Source organism: Streptomyces tailanensis (assembly GCF_008386495.1).
Taxonomy (GTDB): Bacteria; Actinomycetota; Actinomycetes; order Streptomycetales; family Streptomycetaceae; genus Streptomyces; species Streptomyces tailanensis.
This window is the reverse complement of the sequence record NZ_VTHJ01000044.1, coordinates 100145-123155: the sequence shown is the minus strand read 5'-3', so window position 1 is coordinate 123155 and position 23011 is coordinate 100145. Positions and strand designations below refer to the sequence as shown.

The window sequence follows — 23011 nt, the reverse complement described above, 5'->3', positions numbered from 1 at the left end:
GATCAGTCCCACCAGAAGGACCACGTGTGTTCGCCCAGCAGGCTTTGGACGTAGGTGCGCAGGGAGCCGTCCGCGGTGCCCTGGTGGATGTTGTCGGGGCAGAAGGCGAAGTGCTCGGCGGCCACCGCTTCGGCATCGGCCTCGGTGGTGGGCGGGGCCGCCACCGAGACGATCAACTGGCAACTGTTCGCCGAGGAGTGCACATGAGGCCGCTTTAACTCGATCATGTGATGGTCAGCTCGCAGGCTTGCAGCACCGTAGGCCAGTCGGGTTAGCGTTGCCGTGCGATCTGGGACGCCGGGTACGGCGCCAGCGTGCGGGGCCCCCGCTCCACCAGAGAGATGGTCCGGGGCCTCCCCGTCGCCTCTGGCCGAAGCCAACTGGCCAGATCGCGTCAGGGAACTGGCCTCCCGGAACGGTAGGACATCTCCCCGGGCATCAGCTCCTACTCCTCCGGGCCGCCCTGACCGCCGCCGACGTCCAGCAGCACCGGGAGGAGGCCGGCCGTGCGGCGTGCGGGCTGGACGGCGGTCCAGGCGCTGGGCGCGGCCGGTTCGTCGGCGCACCACAGCAGCGGCTCGTGCCAGGGGCCCTCGTCCGTCGTGTCGATCAACCTCCCTGGGGGCAGCGGGAGTTCAAGCCCGAGCACGCGACCGCTCGGGTCGGCCGCCAGCCTCGGCAGCGGGTTGGGAAGTGTCGCCATGCCGGTGACTGTGGGGGCAGGCACTGACAGTCACTCCCCGGGCCCGCCCGTGTGCTGTCCCTTGTGTGCCGTTCGGTGGTGTCCAGAAGGGCAGTGCCCGAAGAGCCGATTTCGGTCAACTGCCGAGAAAAATAGGGTCGTTGCCATGCGCACACTCACCACTCTCACCCGCTCCGGCGTGCTCGCCGTAGGCGCGGGCGCCCTGCTGTTCACCGGTATCGCCGCCCAGGGCACCGCCGTCGCCGCACCGCAGGGCAAGCCGGCCAAGCTCACCGTCGCCAAGTACCGCGCCTGGCTGAAGAACAACGACGAAGCCGCCGCCTCCATAAAGCTGCTCAAGGCGTTCGACAAGCTGCCCAAGGCCAAGCAGCAGAAGTTCGTCGACTACCTGCAGAACCAGAGGATCCAGAAGGCGTTCGACGTCAGGAACGGCGGCTATGTGACCCGGGGCGGCACCAGCCAGACCCTCCACAACGTGGACGTCCGCTTCGTCGCGAACGTCAAGGCCGTGAACAAGACCGACAAGGCCGGGCGGCACATCACCCTGACCTTCACCGCCACCGAGCGCATCTACGACCTGCCGGTCATCACCAAGAAGACCGTTCTGTCCTACACGGTCAAGGGCGGCGTCAAGTCGCCGAAGCTCAAGAGGTCCGTCACCAACCTCAACGGCGCCTACGCCATCACGCCGGCGAAGAAGGACAGCCTCAAGGCCTCCGGCAACAACATCTGGGCCGTCAGCACCTGGAAGGCCACCCCGCTCTACAAGTCCGCCGGTGCCGGTTCGCTCGTCAAGGAGCAGCGGACCGTCGTCGTCAACGCGAAGTACACGGCCAGGCTCGTCAACAAGTGATCCGCAACCTCTGATCCACCGGCCTGTTGGGGCGCCACGGGGGGCGCTCCAACAGGCCGGCGACGCGCTGTTGGCTGCTACAGCTTCTCGGGCGTCCGGATCCCCAGCAGAGCCATCCCCCGGTGCAGGGTGCGGGCCGTCAGGTCGACCAGGAACAGACGGTTCTCCATCTGGGCGGGGGTGTCCGCCTTCAGAACCGGGCACTGGTCGTAGAACGTCGTGAGGTGGGTCGCCAGCTTGAAGAGGTACGCGGCCAGCTTGTGCGGCTCGTACCCCTCCGCGACCTCGGTGAGGGTCTCGCCGAACTGGTCCAGGTGCAGGCCCAGCGCGCGCTCCGCCGGGGCCAGTTCGAGCTCCGGGTGCGCGGCCGGGGCGGCGGCCGCGCCCGCCTTGCGGAGGATCGACTGGATACGGGCGTACGCGTACTGGAGGTAGACGGACGTGTCGCCGTTCAGCGAGACCATCTGGTCCAGGTCGAACTTGTAGTCCCGGACGGCGGACGTCGACAGATCGGCGTACTTGACGGCGCCGATGCCCACGTAACGGCCGTTCTCGACGATCTCCTGCTCAGTCAGGCCCACCTTCTCGGCCTTCTCCCGGACCACCGTCGTGGCGCGGTCGATCGCCTCGTCCAGCAGGTCGACCAGGCGGACCGTCTCGCCCTCACGGGTCTTGAACGGCTTGCCGTCCTTGCCGAGGACCGTGCCGAAGGCGAGCTGCTGCGCCTTGACGCCGTCGCTCAGCCAGCCGGCGCGGCGGGCCGTCTCGAAGACCATCTTGAAGTGGAGGGACTGGCGCGCGTCCACCACGTACAGGAGGGTGTTCGACTTCAGGTTGAAGACGCGGTCGCGGATCGCGGAGAGGTCCGTCGCCGCGTAGCCGTAGCCGCCGTCGGACTTCTGCACGATCAGCGGGACCGGGTTGCCGTCCGGGCCCTTGACGTCGTCGAAGAACACGCACAGCGCGCCCTTGGAGCGGACCGCGACGCCCGACTCCTCCAGCAGACGGCAGGTCTCGGCGAGCATGTCGTTGTAGCCGGACTCGCCGACGATGTCGGGGTCCCGGATCTCCATGTCCAGCTTCTCGAAGACGGAGAAGAAGTAGATCTTCGACTCGTCCACGAACTTCTGCCACGCGGCCAGCGTCGCCGGGTCGCCGGCCTGGAGGTCCACCACCCTGCGGCGGGCCCTCGTCTTGAACTCCTCGTCCGCGTCGAACAGCCTCCGGGCCGCCTTGTAGAGGCGGTCCAGGTTCGACATCGCCTCCTCGCCGGACGCCTGGAGGTCGTCGCTCTTCTCGTGGTCCAGCTCGTGCGGGTGCTCGTCCAGGTACTGGATCAGCATGCCGAACTGGGTGCCCCAGTCGCCGATGTGGTGCCTGCGGACCACGTTCTCGCCGGTGAACTCCAGGATCTGGACGACCGCGTCGCCGATCACCGCGGAGCGGAGGTGGCCGACGTGCATCTCCTTCGCCACGTTCGGCTGGGCGTAGTCGATGACCGTCGTGCCGGGGTGCTCCGCGGGGGCCACGCCGAGGCGGTCCGGGTCCGCGTAGCGCTCCGCGAGGTTCCGGGCGATCGCCTTGTCGGTGAGCGTGATGTTGAGGAAGCCGGGGCCCGAGACCTCGATCTCCTTCAGCAGGTCACCCGACTCGACCTTCGCCAGGACCTGGGCGGCCAGCTCCCTGGGGTTGGCCTTCGCCTTCTTCGCCAGGGTGAGGATTCCGTTGGCCTGGTAGTCCGCCCTGTCGCTGCGCCGCAGCAGCGGGTCGACGTCGGCCTCCGGCAGGGTGGCCGAGAGGGCGTCGGCGAGGCGCGCGTTGACGGAGGCGGTGAGGGACGTGACCGGGGCCATAGGAGTGGGTGCCGTTCTCCTCGTGGGGATGGATAGAGAGTCAGTATCCCACGGGGGGTAAAGGGGTTTTTCGGGCCCGCCTCATGGGGTGGGGGTTCGCTTCGATGGCGGCTGCGGGTGGGTTGTGGTTGCTCGCGCTGTTCCCCGCGCCCCTGAAAGACCGGCGGCACCCCGTAGCTTTCAAGGGGCGCGGGGCTGTATCGATATGCGGCTCCGCCGCGTGGCGCGACCAGCCCCCACCGGGCCGGTAGCCGCCAGTCGCACCCGCAGTCCCGAGCTACCAGGCGCCCCGGCTGACCCACGGAGTGAAAAGGCGTTTTCGTTGTTCTGGCCAGAGCTGGGAGAATGGCCACGTCGGCCGGGGACCGTACCGGTCGATCTTGGAGAACTAAGAAAAAGAGGACGTGCCGATCGTGGCTCAGAGCACCGAGACCACCGACTGGGTCTCCCGTTTCGCGGATGAGGTCATCGAGGAGTCGGAGCGTCGGGCCCCGGGCAAACCCGTTGTCGTCGCGTCCGGGCTCTCCCCGTCCGGGCCCATCCACCTGGGCAATCTCCGGGAGGTCATGACGCCCCACCTCGTCGCCGACGAGATCCGGCGGCGCGGCCACGAGGTCCGGCACCTCATCTCCTGGGACGACTACGACCGGTACCGCAAGGTCCCGAACGGCGTCGACGGCATCGACGCGTCCTGGGCCGAGCACATCGGCAAGCCGCTCACCTCCGTGCCCGCCCCCCAGGGCTCCGCCCACCCCAACTGGGCCGAGCACTTCAAGGCCGCCATGATCGACGCGCTCGCCGAGCTGGGCGTGGAGTTCGACGGGATCAGCCAGACCGCGCAGTACACCTCCGGGGTCTACCGCGAGCAGATCCTGCACGCCATGAAGCACCGCGGTGACATCGACGCGATCCTCGACCAGTACCGGACCAAGAAGGGCCCGGCGGCGGCGAAGAAGCAGCAGAAGCCTGTTGACGAGGCCGAGCTGGAGGCCGCCGAGGGGTCCGGTGCCGCCGCCGAGGACGACGGCAGCAGCGGCTCCGCCGGGTACTTCCCGTACAAGCCCTACTGCGGGCGGTGCGAGAAGGACCTCACCACCGTCACCGCCTACGACGCCGACACCACCGAGCTGGCCTACACCTGCACCGCCTGCGGCTTCTCCGAGACCGTCGCGCTGAACGAGTTCAACCGCGGCAAGCTGGTCTGGAAGGTCGACTGGCCGATGCGGTGGGCGTACGAGGGCGTCGTGTTCGAGCCGAGCGGGGTGGATCACTCGTCCCCCGGTTCGTCGTTCCAGGTGGGCGGGCAGATCGTCGGGATCTTCGGGGGCAAGCAGCCCATCGGGCCGATGTACGCCTTCGTCGGCATCAGCGGGATGGCGAAGATGTCGTCGTCGAAGGGTGGCGTGCCGACTCCCGGCGACGCGCTGAAGATCATGGAGCCGCAGATCCTGCGCTGGCTCTACGCCCGCCGCCGGCCCAACCAGTCGTTCAAGATCGCCTTCGACCAGGAGATCCAGCGGCTCTACGACGAGTGGGACAAGCTCGACGCGAAGGTGGCGGAGGGGTCCGCACTGCCCGCCGACATCGCCGCGCACTCGCGGGCCGTACGGACCGCCGGCGGTGAGCTGCCTCGTACGCCCCGCCCGCTGCCGTACCGGACCCTCGCGTCCGTCGCCGACATCACCGCGGGCGCCGAGGATCAGACCCTGCGCATCCTCAGCGAACTCGACCCCACCGACCCGCTGGCCACGCTCGACGACGTACGGCCGCGGCTCGACAAGGCCGAGGCCTGGATCAACACGCACGTGCCCGCCGACCAGCGGACCATCGTGCGCACCGAACCCGACCTCGACCTGCTGAAGTCCCTCGACGAGGAGGCACAGGGCTCGCTGCGGCGGCTGCTGGAGGGGCTCTCGTCGCACTGGTCCCTCGACGGGCTCACCCACCTCGTCTACGGCGTGCCCAAGGTCCAGGCCGGGTTCGCCGCCGACGCCACGCCCAAGGAGCTGCCGCCGGAGATCAAGACCGCGCAGCGGTCGTTCTTCGCGCTGCTCTACCACCTGCTCGTCGGGCGCGACACCGGCCCGCGACTGCCCACGCTGCTGCTCGCGGTGGGGCAGGAGCGGGTGCGGGCCCTGCTCGGGGAGTAACTCCGAGTCGTACGTATGCGGGTTACGCGATGTGGTCCTCTTCCAGTTCCGCCGTGTGGCGGTTGGTGAAGCGGTTGACCATGCGCTTCGACTCCTCCGCGGGGAGGGTGACGCCGAACTCGGCCGCCACGTTGTCGATGAGCTCGCGAGGGGTCGGGTAGCTGCCGTTTATCGACTGCTTGAAGACCTGGTAGTACGACTCCTCGTCCGGCTGCGGCGGTTCCGGGGTGCCGCCGCCCTCGCCCAGCTCGCGGATGCGGCCGGGGCCCGCCGGGACGGGGAAGCTGCCGGTCTCCTCCGGAGAGGGTTCGCCGTCCTGGGGCTCGGGGGCCTCGAACTGTTGCTGCCGGTAGCGGGGGTCCCGGGGGTCCGGCTCGTACTGCTGGTACTGCTCCGGGTCCTGCTCCTCGTACCACTCGCCGTACTGTTCCTCGGGTTCGTACGAGGGGTCGTAGCCGCCCTGGTAGGGGACCTCCTGGGGGTGGCGGGCGTGGAGCCAAGGGCTTTCGTCGGCCGGGGGTTCCTGGGGGGCCTGCTCCTCGTACAGGACGAGTTCAGGCTGCTGGGTGGGGGCGCTGCCGAGTTGGGGGCGCTGCCCGCTGGGAGGTGCCGCTTTCTGTGGGACGGGCGCCGCCCCAGCGGCACGACTGCCCGCAGCTATCTCGACGGGCGCCGGGGGGAGCAGGGCCGGCTCGATGCCCGCCGCTGCCAAGCCCGCCGAGGCCGTGTCCGCCAACGGGACGCCGTAGCGGGCCAGGCGGAGGGGCATCAGGGACTCGACCGGGGCCTTTCGGCGCCAGGCTCGGCCGTAACGGGAGCGGAGGCGGGCCTGGTAGACGAGACGTTCCTGCTCCAGCTTGATGACCTGGTCGTAGGAGCGGAGCTCCCACAGCTTCATGCGGCGCCAGAGGAGGAACGTGGGGAGGGGGGAGAGGAGCCAGCGGGTGAGGCGGACGCCCTCCATGTGCTTGTCGGCGGTGATGTCCGCGATGCGGCCGATGGCGTGGCGGGCGGCCTCGACCGACACCACGAAGAGGACCGGGATCACCGCGTGCATACCCACACCCAGCGGGTCCGGCCACGCCGCCGCGCCGTTGAACGCGATCGTCGCCAGCGTCAGCACCCACGCCGTCTGACGCAGCAGCGGGAAAGGGATGCGGATCCACGTCAGGAGCAGGTCCAGGGCGAGGAGGACGCAGATACCGGCGTCGATACCGATCGGGAAGACGTACGAGAAGTTCCCGAAGCCCTTCTGCAGGGCCAGCTCCCGCACGGCCGCGTACGAACCCGCGAAGCCGATCCCGGCGATGATGACGGCGCCGAACACGACCACGCCGATGAGAACGCGGTGCATTCGAGTCAGCTGCATTGGCGCGGCCACCCGTACTCCCCTCCCCTTGCGTGTTGTTGCGCGCAACAGGGTGGCACATGTGTGCGGCGAACTCGTTGCCGGCGTGGGGTGAGCCCGGCCTCGACAGGGGGCCGGGCTCGGGCAAAAGTCCTGGTGGGACTGCGACTTACCAGTCGATCATTACGAGTTGGGCACTACCGCGAGCTCTTGCGGCTGTCACTGGACGAAGAGCCTCCGGTCGTCGAGCTGCCCGAGCCCGAGGAGTCGGAGTCGGAACTCACGTCCGATCCGGAACCGTCCGAGGACGACGAACCCTTGGTCGCGCCCTTCGACGGAGTCTTCGTCGCACCGGACGACGGGGACTTCGAGGCGGCGCTGTCGCTCTCGTTCGCCTCCTCGACCGCCTCCACGACCTCCTTGGCGGCGGACTTCGCGGACTTCAGCAACGCGGCCGCGTCCGGGGCCTTCTCACCGGCCAGGCCCGCGCCGTTGTAGTCGAGCGTGATGACGACGTTCTCCGTACGCACCACGATCGTCTGCTGCTTGAAGGTGCCCTCGTCCTTCTTCTCCAGGTCGTAGCTCACCGCCGTCGCCTCGTCGCCCGTGCCCGTCACCGGCTCCGACTTGACCTTCTTCGCACCGTCCACGGCCTGCGCCGCCGTCACCTTCGACTCGAACGCCGTGTGCGCCCGGTCCTCACCGGGACCGTTCGCCGCGTTCGACTCCAGCAGATGCAGCGACACGCTCAACCAGCGGTACTGGGAGCCGTCCACACCGTTGTCGTCGAGGCTGGTCCAACGGCAGTCGCCGGTCACGTTCGCCTCGGCGGTGTTGATCGCCTTTCCGGACTTCGCGCCCTCCGGGACCAGCGACTTCAACGTCTTCTGCGAGAACACCTCACACGCGTTCGGCAGCACCGCGTACGCCGCCTCGACCACCTCCGGCGTGGACGTGTCGTTCAGCGCCGACTCGGCCACCTCCGACGGCGCGTCGTCGGCGGAGGCACTGTCGGAGTCCGAGCCCGAGGAGCAGCCGACCGCCAACAGCATCATCGGGACGACGGCGGCACCCACGAGGACCCGCGCGCGAGGGGCACGCACGGAACGCTCGACTCGCTCCATTCGCTCGATTCGCGACTGATGCTGAACTGACTCTGCGGCTCGCTGCATGGTTCCTTCACTCATGACGTCCAAACGGGTCCGAGGGGCCACCGTACGCGGTGAGGAAGAAGTGCGGTCCTGATTCAGGGGGTTCGACCGGACGCCCGGACCACCCCCACCGGCCGCTCAGTCGTCGAACGACTCCGCCAGCCGCTCGGCCAGTTTCCATGCCCTGTCCTGCATTTCCTCACTGTCCGGCACGTCCGTCGTGGTCGCCGGCTGCTCCTCGTACTCCACCGTCACGATCACATTCGACGTGCGGAAGACCACAGTCACCGTCCGCTGCCGGCTCGTCCCGAGCGCGTCGTCCAGGAACGCCTCGTCACCGAGACCGTCGAGTGTACGGGGCTGGAGGGAGGCCGGGGTCTCGGAGGCGGTCGGGCTGGCCGTGGTGGAAGGGGTGGGCGAATTGGAGGAATCGGGCGAATCGGACGCGGATGCGGACCCCGAGGCGGTGCCGTCCGACGGCGAGGCGGTGGAGTCGTCTGCGGACTCATCGGCCGACTCGCTGGGCGACGGCTCCGGCAGGTCCGCCGCCTCCACCTTGCCGCCGTACACCTCCTGTGCCTTGCTGTCGTCGCTGACCGCGCCGTCGTACGACACCACACGCTCGAAATCGACGAACAGATAGTCCGTCGCCGTCGCCGACTCCACCTTCCAGCGGCAGCCCGCCTTCCGGTCCGTGTCGTACGTCTGCGTCGCTGCGCCCTCGTACGCCTGCTGCCGCTGCTCCTCGTCCGTGAGCTGCTTGATGCCGGGGAGGAAGGAGTCGAGGGTGCCGTGCTCGATGGAACCGCAGGGCTCGGGGAGTGTGTCGTAGCGGCCGGGCTCGGCGGTGGACGCCGTCGCGGCGGCGTCGCCCGGGAGCGGGTCGTCCGCCGAACCGCTGTCCTCCGAGCCGGTGCACGCGGTGAGCACTGCCGCGAGGAGCATGGCGACGCCCGGTACGTACGCCTTCCGCTGCACGGTGAGGCTCCTCTCGACGGGTCCCTGGGGACACCTGCGCTGCGCTGTCCTGTGCTTATTCACTTGCCGCCCGGGGGTGACCCCCGGGCACCATGTGTATCGCACGCAATGCCGTGAACGCCGGTCCGGCATCCCTTTCGTCGACCTTGGCGCCGGTTTTGCCTTCTCATGCTTTTGCTTTCTTTCGGGGGATTTGAGGACGAGATGTCGTACGTCGAGATACCGGGCGCGAAGGTACCCATCCGCATGTGGACCGACCCCGCGTCGGTCGAGGACGGAGCACTCCAGCAACTGCGGAACGTCGCGACTCTGCCGTGGATCAAGGGGCTGGCGGTGATGCCGGACGTCCACTACGGCAAGGGCGCGACGGTTGGGTCGGTCATCGCGATGCGGGGCGCCGTGTGTCCGGCGGCGGTCGGCGTGGACATCGGCTGCGGGATGTCGGCGGTGAAGACGTCCCTGACGGCCAATGACCTGCCGGGGGACCTGTCTCGGCTTCGGTCGAAGATCGAGCAGGCGATTCCGGTGGGGCGGGGGATGCATGCCGATCCCGTGGATCCCGGGCAGCTGCACGGGTTCGGGACCGCGGGGTGGGACGACTTCTGGGGGAGGTTCGACGGGGTGGCGGAATCGGTCAAATTCCGTCACGAACGGGCGGGAAGGCAGATGGGAACGCTTGGTTCCGGCAACCATTTTGTCGAGGTCTGCATTGATTCGATCGGGTCTGTCTGGCTCATGCTCCACTCCGGTTCCCGGAACATCGGCAAGGAACTCGCCGAGCACCACATCGGCATAGCCCAGAAGCTTCCGCACAACCAGAATCTGGTCGACCGCGACCTCGCTGTCTTCGTCGCGGACACTCCGCAAATGGCGGCGTACCGCAACGACCTGTTCTGGGCGCAGGAGTACGCGAAGTACAACCGCTCGATCATGATGGCGCTGCTGAAGGGCGTGATCCGCAAGGAGTTCAAGAAGGCCAAGCCGACCTTCGAGCCGGAGATCAGCGCGCACCACAACTACGTGGCCGAGGAGCGCTACGACGGGATGGACCTGCTCGTGACCCGCAAGGGCGCCATCCGCGCGGGCTCCGGCGAGTACGGGATCATCCCGGGCTCGATGGGCACGGGTTCGTACATCGTGAAGGGGCTCGGCAACGAGAAGGCCTTCAACTCGGCGTCGCACGGGGCCGGTCGGCGTATGAGTCGGATGGCGGCCAAGCGCCGCTTCTCGACGAAGGACCTGGAGGAGCAGACGCGGGGCGTGGAGTGCCGCAAGGACTCCGGCGTCGTGGACGAGATCCCGGGCGCGTACAAGCCGATCGAGCAGGTCATCGACCAACAGCGGGACCTTGTGCAAGTCGTGGCGAAACTGAAGCAGGTCGTCTGTGTGAAGGGCTGAAGGGGCGAGGCCCCCGGTCGATACCGGGGGCCTCACTTGCCTGGCGGCCAAGAACCCCCACCCGGAGCGCCGTGCGAAGCTGCCGGCATGGTGATCGCCCGTTCCGTCGTTCTGTTCGTGCTGGCCGCGGTCTTCGAGATCGGTGGGGCCTGGCTGGTGTGGCAGGGCGTGCGGGAGCATCGGGGGTGGGTGTGGGTCGGGGCGGGGGTCGTCGCGTTGGGGGTGTACGGGTTCGTGGCGACGTTGCAGCCGGATGCGCACTTCGGGCGGATTCTGGCGGCGTACGGCGGTGTCTTCGTGGCCGGGTCGATCGCCTGGGGGATGGTCGCGGACGGCTACCGGCCAGACCGCTGGGATGTGACGGGGGCGCTGATCTGCCTCGCGGGCATGGCGGTGATCATGTATGCGCCGCGAGGCACTCAGGGTTAATTGTCTGTCCGTCAAGACGGCTCTTTCGGGAGCAGGCCCAGCTGGCCCAGGAACTCCATCTCGTCGAAGTACAGCCGGTATTCGACTATCCGGCCGTCCTTGACGGTGGCGAAGTCCACGCCGCGGATCTTGATGTCCTTGCCTGTGGCGGGGATGGTTTCGCCGGAGGGGAGTTGGATGGGGCCGGTGTTCTTGCCGGTGAAGTAACCCTCGTCTATGGCGGTGTCGCCGACCTCGTACGCGTGCACCGCCTCGTACGTGCCTTGCGGGATGGCCTCGGTCATCTGGCGCCAGTACGCGACGATGTCGTCCCGGCCGTGGAGCTCGCCGCCGTCGGGGGTGACGGCTACCGCGTCCTCGGCGTACAGCGCGGCGAGGGCCTTCAGGTCGGGGTGTGTGGTGACCGCGTCCGTGAGTCGGTCCATGACTTCACGAGCTTGTCCCATGATCCACCTCCTCAACAGGGGATCACCCACTCTCAGTGTCTCACCGTCCGCCTATCCTGGCCGGGCGAGACTTTGTCCTACGTTCGACCCCGTTCAGGAGCAGATCATGGCCGCCGCCGTACCGTCCGCCGCCTCCCGTATCGCCGTCGTCACCGGTGCGAGCAGCGGGATCGGCGCCGCCACGGCCCGGCAGCTGGCCGCCGCGGGGTACCGGGTCGTGCTGACCGCGCGGCGCAAGGACCGGATCGAGGCGCTGGCGGAGGAGATCAACAAGGGCGGCGGTAAGGCCGCCGCGTACGCCCTGGATGTGACCGATCGGGCCGCGGTGGACGAGTTCGCCACAGCCTTCAGGGCGATCGGGGTGCTGGTCAACAACGCGGGTGGCGCGCTCGGTGCCGACCCCGTCGCCACCGGTGATCCCGCCGACTGGCGGCAGATGTACGAGACGAACGTCATCGGTACGCTCAACGTCACCCAGGCCCTGCTGCCCGCGCTGACCGCGAGCGGTGACGGCACGGTGGTCGTGGTGTCGTCGACGGCCGGGCACGGGACGTACGAGGGCGGGGCGGGCTATGTCGCCGCCAAGCACGGGGCGCATGTCCTCGCCGAGACGCTGCGGCTGGAGATCGTCGGTACACCGGTCCGGGTCATCGAGATCGCGCCCGGCATGGTGAGGACGGACGAGTTCGCCCTGACCCGCTTCGGCGGCGACGCGGACAAGGCGGCGAGCGTCTACGAGGGCGTCGCGGAGCCCCTGACCGCCGACGACGTCGCCGACACGATCACCTGGGCGGTCACCCGGCCCAGCCACGTCAACGTCGACCTCCTGGTCCTGCGCCCCCGCGCCCAGGCCTCCAACACCAAGGTCCACCGGGAGCTGTGATGCCGCCAGGGGGCGAGGGCCCCACCCCGGAACAGCGCCGGCTTGCCGAGGAGACGAAGAACGAGCGGTATGTGTGGTGGTTCCTCGCGTACTTCCTCTTCGGCATCCACATCGTGGCGTTCGTGATGATCTACGCGGTCACGCACGCGAAGTAGGCGACAGGGCCTGCGCGTACGTCCTCGGCGGTACCCCTACCGTCGCCGTGAAGTCTCGTACCAGGTGGGCCTGGTCGGCGTAGCCCAGGTCGGTGGCGAGGGCTGCCCAGTCGACCTCGGGGTCGGTTTCGGCGCGTTCCAGGGCCTCGTGGATGCGGTAGCGGAGGATGACCCACTTGGGCCCTACGCCGACGTACGCGGCGAAGAGGCGTTGCAGGAGTCGTACGGACATGCCCTCGGCGCGGGCGAAGTCGGTGACGCGGCGGATGGTGCGGTCGGTGTGGATGCGGTCCACGAGAGTCATGGCGAGGTCGGCCTGGGGGTCCGGCCTGGGGTGGTGCCGCAGGAGGAAGGCGTCGAGGGCGGCGATGCGGGCCTCCTCGTCGTCGGGGGTGAGGACGGTGGCCGGGTTCGTGTCGGCGTAGACCTCGGGCTGTCGTACCCGGCGGCCGGTCCAGTCGGTCACCGGGCGGTCGGGGGCGAAGGGGCGGAAGCCGCCGGGCCGGAACTTGATGCCGCAGACCCGGCCCCGGCCCTCCAGTTTCTGGGCGAACAGGCCCAGCTGGACGCCGGCGACCTCGGCGAAGGGCTGCTCGTCGGCGAAGTGCTGGAAGATGATGTTGACCGCCGGGTGCGGGACCACGTGGGAGACGTACGGCTCGGGGAGGTCCCAGTCGATCAGCCAGTACTGCTCGACGTAGGGGCGCAGGGGTTCGGCGGGGGCGCGGCGGCGGAAGTCCACGTGTGCGAGGAGGCCGGCGGCGTCGACGATGCCGTGGGTGTCACGGCGTGGGGTGGCCATGCGGCGAGAGTAGGGGGCGCCACTGACATCGATGCAGTGGAGTATGCCGGGGACTATCAGCGGCAGTTGTTCCTTGTCGATCATGCGGGGTTGCCGTTGAAGACGGTGGTTGAGCAGATCGACATGTTGGGGGAGGAGGTTGTGCCGGTGTTGCGGTCGGAGTTTGCGAAGAGCCGTCCGGCGGTTGTGCGGGATGCGCCCAGCCATGCGGGGAGGTTGGCGGCGTTGGCGGGCTGAGATTCGCCGTAGGGGTGCGGTTGTTGGCAGGGTGCGGGTTGTGTGTGGTTGCTCGCGCCCACGCGGCGGAGCCGCAAATCGACACAGCCCCGCGCCCCTGAAAGAACGGTCGCACCCCCCTCTCAGGAACGCGCCCTCCTCCGCAGCCAAGCCCTTGCCCTTGCGTGATGGCGGTCCCAAGTTCGGGTCAGGCGGGTGTTGTTGAGGTCCCGGAACAAGGTCTCGTACCTTGCCAGGATCGGGGCCGGGTCGTAGCGGTGGGCGCTGTGCAGGGCCGCTTGGGACATGGCGCGGCGTAGGGGCGGGTCGGTGATGAGGTCGAGGAGGGCGTCGGCCAGGGCGTGGGGGTCGTTGACGGGGACCAGGCGGCCGTCGGTGCCGTCGGTGATGATCTCGGCGGGGCCCAGGGGGCAGTCGGTGCTGACGACGGGGACGCCGCAGCGCATGGCTTCGACGAGGGTCATGCCGAAGGACTCGGCGTCGGAGGCGCTGACGACGATCGAGGCGCGGGCGAACTCGGCCTCGATGGGGGTGTGCGGCCCCATGAGGTGGGCGCGGCCGGTGAGGCCCAGGTCGTGGATGAGGGACTCCAGGCGGTCCATCTGTCTGCCGCCGCCGTAGATGCGCAGCTGCCAGTCGGGTTCCTTCGCGGCGACCGTCGTGAACGCCTCCAGGAGGAGGTCGAAGCGTTTGCCCCGGGTGAGGCGGCCGGCGGCGACGATGACGGGGGCCGTGCCGTCCGACGGGGTGACCCCGGTCTCGGGGACGATGTTGGGGACCGCCATCACCCGTACGCCGGGCAGGTTCATCCGTGCGCGGTACACCTCGGCGTCGGCCTCCGTGGTCGTGACGATCGCGTCCACGGTGCGGTAGTGGTGGGCGAGGACCTTGCGGAGCTGTTTGGTATGGGCGTCGTGGCGCAGGTGCTCCTGGGCGATGCGCAGGGCGCGGCGGGGGGCGAAGCGGGAGACGTAGACGTTGATGCCGGGGCGGGTGCCGATGACGACGTCCGCGCCGCAGGCGGCCAGGTAGGCGCGGACCCGGCGGTCGGTGAGGCGGCTGTACTGGTGGTGGCGTTTGTCGGCGGCGGGGAAGTCCGTGGCGGGCTGCATCTGCGCCGGATCGCGCAGGTCGGGGCTGTCCGGGCGGATGTCCACGAGGGGGACGAGGGCGACCCTGGGGTCGACGGTGAAGCGGGGGGCGTCCCGGTGGCGGGCCGTCGAGGCGATCTCCACGTCGTGGTGGTCCGCGAGCGCCGACGCCAGGTTCAGTGTCGTACGGACGGTGCCGCCGATGGCGTACGCGTTGTGCAGCAGGAACACGATCTTCATGCGGCGGCTCATGCGCTACCTTCCCAGTAGGTGTGCGTGTGGGGGTATCGGCGTATTGCACTTCTTCTGACACTTTGTACTCCATTCGCTCCCTCCGCTCGTCCGGTTCGGGTCCCCTGGTGGACGGCCTCGACACGGACACCGTGGTCCGAGGCGGTAAGTCGGTCGGTTGTTCGGGGTGAGAGGCCGGTAAGAAGGGTGGCCCCGGGCACCCGGCGCGATGGTGGGCGTCCGTGACCTTGGCAGACTGGTGGGGTGCCCCAGAACGTGCTGCTCGCCGAGGACGACCGCGCCATCCGCCATGCGCTGGAACGCGCGCTGACCCTGGAGGGTTACGAGGTCACGGCGGTCGCCGACGGCGTCGAGGCGCTCGCCCAGGCGCACCGCCGGCAGCCGGACGTGCTGGTGCTCGATGTGATGATGCCCGGCATCGACGGCCTCCAGGTCTGCCGGGTGCTGCGCGCCGAGGGCGACCGGACGCCGATCCTGATGCTCACCGCGCTCGTGGAGACCGCCGACCGGATCGCCGGGCTCGACGCCGGGGCGGACGACTACGTCGTCAAGCCGTTCGACGTGGAGGAGGTCTTCGCCCGGCTGCGCGCGCTGCTGCGTCGTACGGGGAACACCGGGGACGCCCCCGTCGCCGCGAGGTCCGTACCGCCGGGGCCGGCCGCGAACGGGGCGCAGGGCGCCGGCGGCCTGGTCGCGGCTGCCGGGGTGCGGATGGACGTACAGGCGCGGCGGGCCTGGCGGGGGGCGCGTGAGCTGGAGCTGACCCGCACCGAGTTCGACCTGCTCGAACTGCTCGTCCGCAACGCCGGGATCGTCCTCGACCACGCCACCATCTACGACCGTATCTGGGGCTACGACTTCGGCCCCGGCTCCAAGAACCTCGCCGTCTACGTCGGCTATCTGCGGCGCAAGCTCGACGAGCCCGGGGCGCCCGCGCTGATCCACACCGTGCGCGGTGTGGGGTACGCGCTCCGGGAAGACTGAGGGCGAGCGGGGGATGTCACGTCGCCTCGGCCGTCTGCTGGCGCCGCTCCTTCGGCTGCGCCCGTCGTCCTCGCTGCGGGCGACCTTCACGGTGTCGTTCGTGGCCGTGGCGTGCGTCGTCACCGTGCTCGTCGGGATCCTCAGCTACAGCGCGGCCGCGCGGCTGGTGCGGGTGGACCAGCAGACCGTGTTCGCCGAGGTCGTCCGTGATCTGCGGGAGCTGGTGGAGCAGGATCCGCTGACGCCGGAGGACTTCACGCCGAGCGGGAGCGGCGGTCCGCGTGACGACCTGATCCGTTCCGGCCGTACGGATGTCCAGGTGCTCGGCCCGCAGGGGGAGATCCTCGACGAGGGCGCACCCGGCCTGCCCGTACGTCCCGCCGACCGCCGTACGGCCGGCGCGGCCCGCGCCGGGGTGATGGTCGAGCACGGCGAGGTCGAGGTCGGCGACGACCGCTACCGGGTCGCGACCGTCGCGCTCGGCGGTGGCCGGGGGGCCGTCCAGGTCGCTCAGGAGTTCAGCGACACGGAGGACCTGCTGAGGGACTTGCAGCAGCGGACCCTGCTGTTCGTGTCCGGTGTCGTCATCTCGGCGGGTTTCTTCGGGTGGTGGCTGGCCTGGCGGCAGACCCGGCGGCTCGTGCAGTTGGCGAGCGCCGCGGAGGACGTGGCCCGGACCGGGCACCTCGGCATCCAGGTGCCGGTCGCCGGCCGGGACGAGGTGGGGCGCCTCGGCCGCTCCTTCGACCGGATGCTCGTACGGCTCGCGCAGTCCGAGGAGGACCAGCGGCGGCTGGTGCAGGACGCGGGGCACGAGCTGAGGACGCCGCTCACGTCCCTGCGTACGAACATCTCGCTGCTACGGCGGATGGACGAGCTGCCCGCCGGTGTCCGGGAGGAACTGGTCGACGACCTCGCCCAGGAGGCCCGCGAACTGACCGACCTCGTCAACGAGTTGGTCGACCTCGCCGCCGGACAGTCCGGCACCGAGCCCGTCCAGCGCGTCCAGCTGGCCGACGTCGCGGAGGACGTCGCGGCCACCGCGCGCCGGCGCACCGGGCGGGAGGTCGTCGTACGGGTGGAGAGCGACACCACCGTCGAGGGCCGCGCCGGGGCGTTGCAGCGGGCCGTGTCCAACCTGGTCGAGAACGCGGCCAAGTTCGATCGCGGGGGGTCGGGGGCGATCGAGGTCGTGGTCGCGCGGGGTGGGGTCGGGGGTCCGTTCACGGGTGAACGTGCCGAACGTGCCGAACATGCCGAACATGCCGATCGGGCTGAACTGGGCGACGCCGGTGACTCGGAGGTCGTCCGGGTCGAGGTTCTCGACCGGGGTCCCGGAGTGGCCGGTTGCGATCTCGAGCGCATCTTCGACCGCTTCTATCGCGCCCCCGACGCGCGCAGCCTGCCGGGCTCCGGGCTCGGCCTGTCCATCGTGCGCGCGGTCGCGGCGGCGCATGGTGGGGCGCCGTTCGCCTTCCGGCGGGAGGGCGGGGGGTTGGTGATCGGGTTCACCGTGCGTGGGGTGTAGGGGGAGGTTTTCAACGGCTCAGGTCGCCGTTGCCCGTGCTCCCGCGCTCCAGCGGCCCAGTACCGGTTCGCCCAGGGTGCGGGCCGTCCAGCACAGGGCCTGGCCGTGGCGGGTGAATAGGTCGTCGCGGTCGTCGAAGTGGCCGAGGTCGGCGAGCACCTGGGCGGAGAGGTCGCAAGGGGGGCCGTCGGCGGCGCAGGTGGGGGGCGGTGTCGGGGGCGCCGTCCCAGTGGATGCCGGTGCGGGCGACCGCGTCGAAGAGGGTCTCGCCGCCCTTGTTGGCGAAGGGGCGGTCGGTGGTGGGGGCGGTGAAGAGTTCGCCGACGGGGAGCCATGCGCCGCTGATCCGGAACTCCGGCCAGGCCAGCGGGACCTGCTCCGGCACGAACGGCTTGAGACGGGGGAAACGCGGGTACCAGAACGCCCCGTCGACGAGCAGCCCGCGCACGCGCGTCCGTACGCGGACGGCCCGGGCGACCGCCTCCAGCGCCGCCATCCGCTGACTGCACGAGCCGCGCCCGAGCCACAGGGTGCGGGATACGCGGCGGCGGTCCGCGACCGAGTACACCGGGCGTACGTCACGCGCGATGATCCGGTGCGCGGCCCGCAGTGCGTCGAGCGGGGTCGCCTCGCTCTCCCTCCACCCGCTGGGCGAGGTCCCTGATCCGGGGGTCGTCGTGGTCCAGGATGGCGGTGGCGCGCGTGGAGCCGCGTACCTCCTCGGAGGGTCGTGCCCGTACGCCGAGCCGTTTGGCGCGTGCGTCGTACGCCATGAGCAACCGACTGGTCATGTCCGTCCCGTTTCTGTCCCCGTAAGGGCCCCGCCCGTTCCAGGCCCTGGTCCTGGTCCTGGTCCTGCGGTCCATCCTCACACGGGCGTGACGGGCGGGGGGTGGCGTGGGGTGGCGCGCGATGGAGGGTGGTCACGGGTGGCTATGGGGGGCTGTGGGGCGCTTTCGTAGTACTTCCATCGACCCCATTGCGGCAGTGCAAATATGCCGACTACGGTCATTCCTGCGCTCACGGAGAGTGCTCAATTGATTACTCACATACGGGACTCGTCCATAACTCGTCCATAACTCGTCCGCAACTCACCCCTGCGTACCGCCAGTTGAAAGCGCACCCCGGGCCCGTCGACACCCGAGGAGGAGCCACCGACGCGGTAGGGAACCGAGCAATCCCTTCTCGTCGCAATGGAGTTGATCATCCATGCCCGAAACCGTCCGGAACATTCCAGCCCCTACCCCCTGGAAGCTCTCCCCCACGGCGACGACGTACACCCTCTTCTGCCCGCCCCTCGACACCTCCCCGCAGATCGCCCGCGACTTCGTCGCCACCGTCCTGCGCGCGCTCGGCCTCGACGCCCTCGTGGACGCCGCCGCCCTGTGCACATCCGAACTCGTCACGAACGCGTGTGTGCACGCCAAAGGAGGAGGATCGGTTCTCTGGCTGGCGGTGGAGGGGTGGCGGGTCAGAGTGATCGTCTACGACGGTGACGAGAACCCGCCGGTCATGCGGGAGTTGACCCCCGACGGGTGGGAGGAGGGCGGCCGCGGGCTGTACCTCGTGGACGCCCTCACCGAGGGCCACTGGGGAACCGCCTCCGCCCTCCCGTGCAACGGCGGCCTGGTCCACCCCGACGGCAAGGCGGTGTGGTTCGACCTGGCCGCACCCGAGTAGGGCGGCGGGCGGCCTGCCGGTCATGCGGTCTGGACGCGCTCCGCGCGCCGTTGCAGCCTTGTCTGGCTCATGTCGCGGGGGAGAGCGGGGATGTGACGTATGGCAGGTCAGGGCATGCCGGCGGGGCGGCGGCGTTCCGAGCGGTTCATGGCGTGGTACCGGCGTCAGGACGCGGGGATCAAGGCGGCCGTCATCGGGGCGTTCGGCACGTTGTGCGGGGCTCTGCTCGGTGCGGTGGTGACGCTGGCCGTCGCGTTGATCGCCGTACTGGACGGAGGCGGGACCTCGAACCTCGCCTCCCCGTCGCCCGATCCCTCGTCGTCGGCCCCGGCGGCCCCGGTACCCCCCGACGCCACCTCCGAGCCGCCGTCGTCCCCCTCGGCCACGGATTCCGCCCCGAACCCCACCGAGGAGGAGTCCACTCCCGCCGTACCGCCCACCTCCCCGCCCCCGGCCGACACCTCGCCCCCGCCCGCCTCGGATCCGGCCGAACCGCCGCCCCTCCCCGCGCCGACCAGCCGGGTCCGCTGGCACGGCTCCCTCGCCCTGGACGGCAGCGCCGGTGTCCGCGGCTGGCGGCTCGACGCGTCGCCCCCGGCCCGCGCGCCCATGGGCGACCTCGCGATCCGGGGTTCCGCCGAGGTCTACGCCCCGTTCGGGATCACCAGGTGGGGTACCGCCGCGCTGCCCGACCATGGGCAGTGCGCCGAGAGTCTGAACACCCAGCTCGGGCGCCAGGCCCTGTCCGTCCAGGAGGGGGACGTGGGGTGCTTCGTCACCGAGTACGAGCGGGTGGGGGCGTTCCGGGTGCGGGCGGTGCGGGGGGCCGAGGCGATCGATGTGGAGGTGGTGGTGTGGGACGTGGGGTGAGGAGGGCCCTTGCGCGGGAGGTCTGCCCCGCTCGCGGCCGGCTCAGTCCGTCCTCCGTCCCGGCGTCCTCCGTCCCGGCGGGCCGTCCGCGCCGTACAGCTTCGCCGAGGCGTCGATGTGGGCCAGCCGGCGGAGGGCGCTGAACACCGCCTCACCCAGTACGGTCCCGATGACCACGCTCTCCACGATCTCCTCGACCTCCGCGCGCCGGTCCACGTAGGCGAGGTCGACGCGGGCGACCTGTTCGGCGGCTTCGGCGTAGTCGTCGAGCACCTCGGCGAAGGCCCCGTGGCCCAGCCGGGCCATCGCGGCGAGGGCCTTCGCCAGGTCCGCCACCGCGGGGCTGCACTCGTCCGTGCGCCAGCCGCGCCGGGCGATGAGGTCGGTGACGGTGGCCCTCGCGGCCGCCGACTCGGTGTCGTCGCGTTCGGTGTCCGCGCCGGCGAGGTGGTCCGTGGCGGTGCCGAGCACTTTGTGCAGGGGGCGCGTCGGGTCGTCGACGGCCGCCAGTACGTCCGCGATCTCGGCCACCTTCATGCCGCCCACGTCGAGCAGTGCGCGGATGAGTTGCAGGCGCCGCTCGTGCGCCTCTCCGTAGGCCGCCTGGTTGGGGCTGCTCAGCTCGCCCGCGGGCAGCAGCCCTTCACGGACGTAGTACTTGATCGTCGGCACCGGCACCCCGGTTCTCCGGCTCAACTCTCCGATGCGCAATGCCCGTTCACTCCCTGATTTCGCCGTGCCCTTGCCGTGCCCGCCGCCCGGCTCTTGCCGAGTGCGCCTCCCATCATAGATAGTGGCGCTATCGGATAGCGGAGAGTGCCGCTATCTATTAGGGGGAGGTGTTGGTGTGCGGATCATGTCTTCAACCTCGGCTTCGCGGCGGTGGCAGTCGTCGCGGTCATGGCGGTCGTGGCATCGGCCGCTCGTGCTGTTCTCGGCGGCGATGGCGGTAACGGCGCTGCTGTCCGCCGTGGGGCTCGTCGTCGACGACCGGGTCCTGGTGGGCGCGCCGATCTGGGCCAAGCCGTTCAAGTTCTCGGTGTCGTTCGTGGCGTACGGCCTCTCGCTGGCCTGGATGCTCTCGCTCCTCCCGCGCGGCCGGCGCGTGGGCTGGTGGGCGGGGACCGTCGTAGCGGTGACGAGCCTCGTCGAGATGGTGATCATCATCGGGCAGGCGATACGGGGGAAGCGCAGCCACTTCAACTACGCGACGCCCTTCGACACGGCGCTGTACAACACGATGGCCGTCACGATCGTCATCCTGTGGCTCGGCACGCTCGCCGTCGCCGTACTGCTGCTCCGCGCCCGCATCGCCGACCGCGCGTCCGCCTGGGCCATCCGCTCCGGCATCGTCCTGGCGCTGTCCGGGGCCGCCGTCGGATTCCTGATGACGCAGCCCAAGCCCGGGCAACCGCGCGGCGCCTCCGACGTGGTCGGCGGGCACAGCGTGGGCGTACCGGACGGGGGTCCCTCGATGCCGCTGACCGGCTGGTCGACGACCGGCGGCGATCTGCGGATCCCGCACTTCGTCGGCATGCACGCGCTGCAACTCCTGCCGCTGGTGGTCATGGTGCTGGCCGCCCTGGCACCGCGCTTCGCCCGCCTGGCCGACGACCGGGTGCGGCTGCGTCTCGTACTGCTCGCGTCGGGGGTGTACACCGCGGCCTTCGCGCTGGTCCTCTGGCAGGCGCTGCGGGGGCAGCCGCTGATCCGTCCGGACGGCGTGACCCTGGGGGCGGCCGGGGTGATCGCCGGGATCGCCGTTCTCGGCACGTACGGGGTGCTGCGGGTGCCGACTCCCGCGCGGGGCAAGGCGACTGACGCCCGAGCCGACGCTCCAGGCGCCGGTGCCTCGAAGGGGGTCAGGCTGTGACCGGGTTCCTCTTCGAGCTCTCCTTCTGGCTGGCCGCGCCCGTCTGGCTGCTCATGATCTTCGCCCCGGGGTGGGGACCGACCGACCGCATCGCCGGGTCACCGCTGACCGTCGTGCCCGTGCTGGTCACGTACATGGCGCTGGCGATCCCGGTGTTCCCCGAGCTCTGGACCGCGGTCAGCAGCCCGGACATCGACACGTTCCGCGAACTGACGGCACGCGCGAACGGCGCCGGGGCCATCTGGGCGCAGGTCATCGCCTGGGACCTCCTCATCGGGCAGTGGATGTACCGGGAGGCGAGGCGACTGGGGATCTCAGCCCTGCTGATGGGTCCCCTGCTGGTCTTCACGGTCCTGCTGTCGCCGTTCGGGTTGTCGGTGTTCCTCGGGCTGCGGGCGGCGGTGACGGGCCGTCGCGCCGCTGCCGTCAGTAGCCGCGGTGCCGTCAGTAGCCGCGGTGCTGCCCAGTAGGCGCAGTGCCGCCTCGGACGGAGAGCCCGGCTCCGCCGTGTACGCGATGAGGCGTTGGCCGGAGGGGCCCGGGATGTCGAGGGTCTCGAAGGTCAGGTGCATCCGGCCGACGAGGGGGTGGTGCAGGTGCTTGGTGCCTGAGGTGCAGGTGCGGACGGGGTGGCGGGACCAGAGAGAGGCGAACTCGGGGGAGGTCATGGAGAGTTGGCCGACCAGTTCGGCGAGGGCGCGATCGTCGGGGCGGCGGCCGGCGACGAGGCGCAGTGAGGCCACCGCGAGGCCCGCCTCGCCGGTCCAGTCGGGGAACAGCGCGCGGTAGGCCTCGTCCAGGAAGAGCATCCGGGTCAGGTTGGGCCGCGTGGCGGGGGTGTCCGGGGCCTCCGATGGCAGATGGGCGGCGAGGAGGGCGTGGCCGAGGCGGTTCCAGGCCAGGACGTCGGTGCGGCGGTCCAGGGCGAGGGACGGTACGTCGGTCATGGCGGTCAGTAGTTGGCGGGTCGCCTGGCTCGCATGCGCCACGCGGGACGCCGGCGGCGCGGGGGTGGTGGGGCGGGCCAGGGTCTTCAGGTGGGCGACCTCGTCCTCGGTGAGGCGCAGGGTGCGGGCGATCGACTCCAGGACGCTGTCCGAGGGGCTCAGGGCGCGGCCCTGTTCCAGGCGGGTGTAGTGGGTGATGCTCACTCCCGCGAGCATCGCCAACTCCTCGCGCCGCAGGCCGGTCACCCGGCGGCGGGCCGGGTGCGGGGCGATCCCGACGTCCTCGGGGCGCAGCGCGGCTCGGCGGGACCTGAGGAAGTCCCCGAGTTCGGACGGGGCGTTCACCATGCGTTCCATCATGCACAGGGCCGTGGATGGGCGGGTGCCGTAAGGGTGGTGC

General features: G+C 70.1%; 24 protein-coding genes and 2 pseudogenes. 13 read left to right on the top strand and 13 right to left on the bottom strand.

The window, feature by feature from the left end:
• Positions 1-2: 2 nt before the first annotated feature.
• Complete coding sequence (locus F3T56_RS30530) at positions 3-227, bottom strand: DUF4253 domain-containing protein (RefSeq protein WP_149828561.1); 225 nt, start codon at positions 225-227, stop codon at positions 3-5.
• Between the two features lie 218 nt (positions 228-445).
• Entirely contained in the window at positions 446-703 is a 258-nt protein-coding gene (locus F3T56_RS30525) for a hypothetical protein (RefSeq protein ID WP_425473662.1), read from the bottom strand.
• Positions 704-848: 145 nt separating this feature from the next.
• Here F3T56_RS30525 and F3T56_RS30520 point away from each other — a divergent pair, with 145 nt between their 5' ends.
• Positions 849-1556 (top strand): hypothetical protein, encoded by a 708-nt coding sequence (locus tag F3T56_RS30520; protein WP_149828560.1) that lies wholly within the window; start codon positions 849-851, stop codon positions 1554-1556.
• Between the two features lie 77 nt (positions 1557-1633).
• Here the strand turns inward: F3T56_RS30520 and argS are convergent, their stop codons facing one another.
• Positions 1634-3409 (bottom strand): arginine--tRNA ligase, encoded by a 1776-nt coding sequence (argS, locus tag F3T56_RS30515; RefSeq protein ID WP_149828559.1) that lies wholly within the window; start codon positions 3407-3409, stop codon positions 1634-1636.
• A 404-nt stretch (positions 3410-3813) separates the two neighbouring features.
• On the opposite strand from argS, the gene lysS reads away from it, so the two are divergent.
• Positions 3814-5559: a lysine--tRNA ligase gene (lysS, locus tag F3T56_RS30510; protein WP_149828558.1), complete on the top strand. Its 1746-nt coding sequence runs from the start codon at positions 3814-3816 to the stop codon at positions 5557-5559.
• A 22-nt stretch (positions 5560-5581) separates the two neighbouring features.
• On the opposite strand, the gene F3T56_RS30505 is transcribed toward lysS, so the two are convergent.
• The 3 genes from F3T56_RS30505 to F3T56_RS30495 all read right to left on the bottom strand — a co-directional run bounded on the left by F3T56_RS30505 (position 5582) and on the right by F3T56_RS30495 (position 9036).
• Positions 5582-6913, bottom strand: coding sequence for a DUF2637 domain-containing protein (locus tag F3T56_RS30505; RefSeq protein WP_149828615.1), 1332 nt, complete (start codon positions 6911-6913; stop codon positions 5582-5584).
• Positions 6914-7104: 191 nt separating this feature from the next.
• Positions 7105-8094, bottom strand: a complete 990-nt coding sequence (locus F3T56_RS30500; RefSeq protein WP_172639218.1) for a hypothetical protein — start codon at positions 8092-8094, stop codon at positions 7105-7107.
• 102 nt (positions 8095-8196) lie between these two features.
• Positions 8197-9036 carry a DUF3558 domain-containing protein gene (locus F3T56_RS30495; protein WP_149828556.1) on the bottom strand — a complete coding sequence of 280 codons (840 nt, stop codon included), beginning with the start codon at positions 9034-9036 and terminating at the stop codon, positions 8197-8199.
• Between the two features lie 204 nt (positions 9037-9240).
• Between F3T56_RS30495 and F3T56_RS30490 the strand changes: the two genes are divergently transcribed.
• Both F3T56_RS30490 and F3T56_RS30485 read left to right on the top strand, forming a co-directional pair.
• On the top strand, positions 9241-10434 hold the full coding sequence (locus tag F3T56_RS30490; protein ID WP_149828614.1) for an RtcB family protein: 1194 nt from the start codon (positions 9241-9243) through the stop codon (positions 10432-10434).
• Between the two features lie 87 nt (positions 10435-10521).
• Complete coding sequence (locus F3T56_RS30485; protein WP_149828555.1) at positions 10522-10863, top strand: YnfA family protein; 342 nt, start codon at positions 10522-10524, stop codon at positions 10861-10863.
• An 11-nt stretch (positions 10864-10874) separates the two neighbouring features.
• Here the strand turns inward: F3T56_RS30485 and F3T56_RS30480 are convergent, their stop codons facing one another.
• Positions 10875-11309 carry an ester cyclase gene (locus F3T56_RS30480; RefSeq protein WP_149828554.1) on the bottom strand — a complete coding sequence of 145 codons (435 nt, stop codon included), beginning with the start codon at positions 11307-11309 and terminating at the stop codon, positions 10875-10877.
• A 106-nt stretch (positions 11310-11415) separates the two neighbouring features.
• Here F3T56_RS30480 and F3T56_RS30475 point away from each other — a divergent pair, with 106 nt between their 5' ends.
• Positions 11416-12192 (top strand): SDR family NAD(P)-dependent oxidoreductase, encoded by a 777-nt coding sequence (locus F3T56_RS30475; RefSeq protein WP_149828553.1) that lies wholly within the window; start codon positions 11416-11418, stop codon positions 12190-12192.
• Positions 12192-12347: a hypothetical protein gene (locus F3T56_RS46475; protein WP_172639217.1), complete on the top strand. Its 156-nt coding sequence runs from the start codon at positions 12192-12194 to the stop codon at positions 12345-12347. The genes F3T56_RS30475 and F3T56_RS46475 overlap by 1 nt, the downstream gene beginning before the upstream one ends.
• Here the strand turns inward: F3T56_RS46475 and F3T56_RS30470 are convergent.
• Positions 12331-13149 (bottom strand): helix-turn-helix domain-containing protein, encoded by an 819-nt coding sequence (locus F3T56_RS30470; protein ID WP_149828552.1) that lies wholly within the window; start codon positions 13147-13149, stop codon positions 12331-12333. The genes F3T56_RS46475 and F3T56_RS30470 overlap by 17 nt on opposite strands.
• Before the next feature lie 39 nt (positions 13150-13188).
• Here F3T56_RS30470 and F3T56_RS48395 point away from each other — a divergent pair.
• A pseudogene (locus F3T56_RS48395) lies at positions 13189-13386 on the top strand (5,10-methylene tetrahydromethanopterin reductase); the annotation flags it as partial.
• 122 nt (positions 13387-13508) lie between these two features.
• Here F3T56_RS48395 and F3T56_RS30460 read toward each other — a convergent pair.
• Positions 13509-14729: a glycosyltransferase family 4 protein gene (locus tag F3T56_RS30460; RefSeq protein WP_425473661.1), complete on the bottom strand. Its 1221-nt coding sequence runs from the start codon at positions 14727-14729 to the stop codon at positions 13509-13511.
• A gap of 243 nt (positions 14730-14972) precedes the next feature.
• Here F3T56_RS30460 and F3T56_RS30455 point away from each other — a divergent pair, with 243 nt between their 5' ends.
• Both F3T56_RS30455 and F3T56_RS30450 read left to right on the top strand, forming a co-directional pair.
• Positions 14973-15713: a response regulator transcription factor gene (locus F3T56_RS30455; protein WP_149828551.1), complete on the top strand. Its 741-nt coding sequence runs from the start codon at positions 14973-14975 to the stop codon at positions 15711-15713.
• Positions 15714-15726: 13 nt separating this feature from the next.
• A complete protein-coding gene (locus tag F3T56_RS30450) occupies positions 15727-17241 on the top strand; it encodes a HAMP domain-containing sensor histidine kinase (protein ID WP_149828550.1) in 1515 nt (504 codons plus the stop codon).
• Positions 17242-17251: 10 nt separating this feature from the next.
• On the opposite strand, the gene F3T56_RS30445 is transcribed toward F3T56_RS30450, so the two are convergent.
• Together F3T56_RS30445 and F3T56_RS48390 are read right to left on the bottom strand one after the other, a co-directional pair.
• Positions 17252-17809, bottom strand: a complete 558-nt coding sequence (locus tag F3T56_RS30445; RefSeq protein WP_342787004.1) for a hypothetical protein — start codon at positions 17807-17809, stop codon at positions 17252-17254.
• Between the two features lie 10 nt (positions 17810-17819).
• Positions 17820-18032: a hypothetical protein gene (locus tag F3T56_RS48390; RefSeq protein ID WP_246204043.1), complete on the bottom strand. Its 213-nt coding sequence runs from the start codon at positions 18030-18032 to the stop codon at positions 17820-17822.
• A 418-nt stretch (positions 18033-18450) separates the two neighbouring features.
• Here F3T56_RS48390 and F3T56_RS30440 point away from each other — a divergent pair, with 418 nt between their 5' ends.
• Both F3T56_RS30440 and F3T56_RS30435 read left to right on the top strand, forming a co-directional pair.
• A complete protein-coding gene (locus F3T56_RS30440) occupies positions 18451-18921 on the top strand; it encodes an ATP-binding protein (RefSeq protein WP_149828549.1) in 471 nt (156 codons plus the stop codon).
• A gap of 99 nt (positions 18922-19020) precedes the next feature.
• On the top strand, positions 19021-19791 hold the full coding sequence (locus F3T56_RS30435) for a hypothetical protein (protein WP_149828548.1): 771 nt from the start codon (positions 19021-19023) through the stop codon (positions 19789-19791).
• A 42-nt stretch (positions 19792-19833) separates the two neighbouring features.
• Here the strand turns inward: F3T56_RS30435 and F3T56_RS30430 are convergent, their stop codons facing one another.
• Positions 19834-20469: a MerR family transcriptional regulator gene (locus tag F3T56_RS30430; RefSeq protein ID WP_425473660.1), complete on the bottom strand. Its 636-nt coding sequence runs from the start codon at positions 20467-20469 to the stop codon at positions 19834-19836.
• A 265-nt stretch (positions 20470-20734) separates the two neighbouring features.
• Here F3T56_RS30430 and F3T56_RS30425 point away from each other — a divergent pair, with 265 nt between their 5' ends.
• Together F3T56_RS30425 and F3T56_RS48385 are read left to right on the top strand one after the other, a co-directional pair.
• Positions 20735-21664: a hypothetical protein gene (locus F3T56_RS30425; protein ID WP_246204054.1), complete on the top strand. Its 930-nt coding sequence runs from the start codon at positions 20735-20737 to the stop codon at positions 21662-21664.
• The gene (locus F3T56_RS48385) at positions 21661-22134 is read left to right on the top strand and encodes an abscisic acid-deficient protein Aba4 family protein (RefSeq protein ID WP_149828546.1); all 474 of its coding nucleotides are present in this window, start codon (positions 21661-21663) and stop codon (positions 22132-22134) included. The genes F3T56_RS30425 and F3T56_RS48385 overlap by 4 nt, the downstream gene beginning before the upstream one ends.
• Here the strand turns inward: F3T56_RS48385 and F3T56_RS30415 are convergent.
• A pseudogene (locus tag F3T56_RS30415) lies at positions 22114-22959 on the bottom strand (helix-turn-helix transcriptional regulator); the annotation flags it as partial. The gene F3T56_RS48385 and the pseudogene F3T56_RS30415 overlap by 21 nt on opposite strands.
• Between the last annotated feature and the right edge of the window lie 52 nt (positions 22960-23011).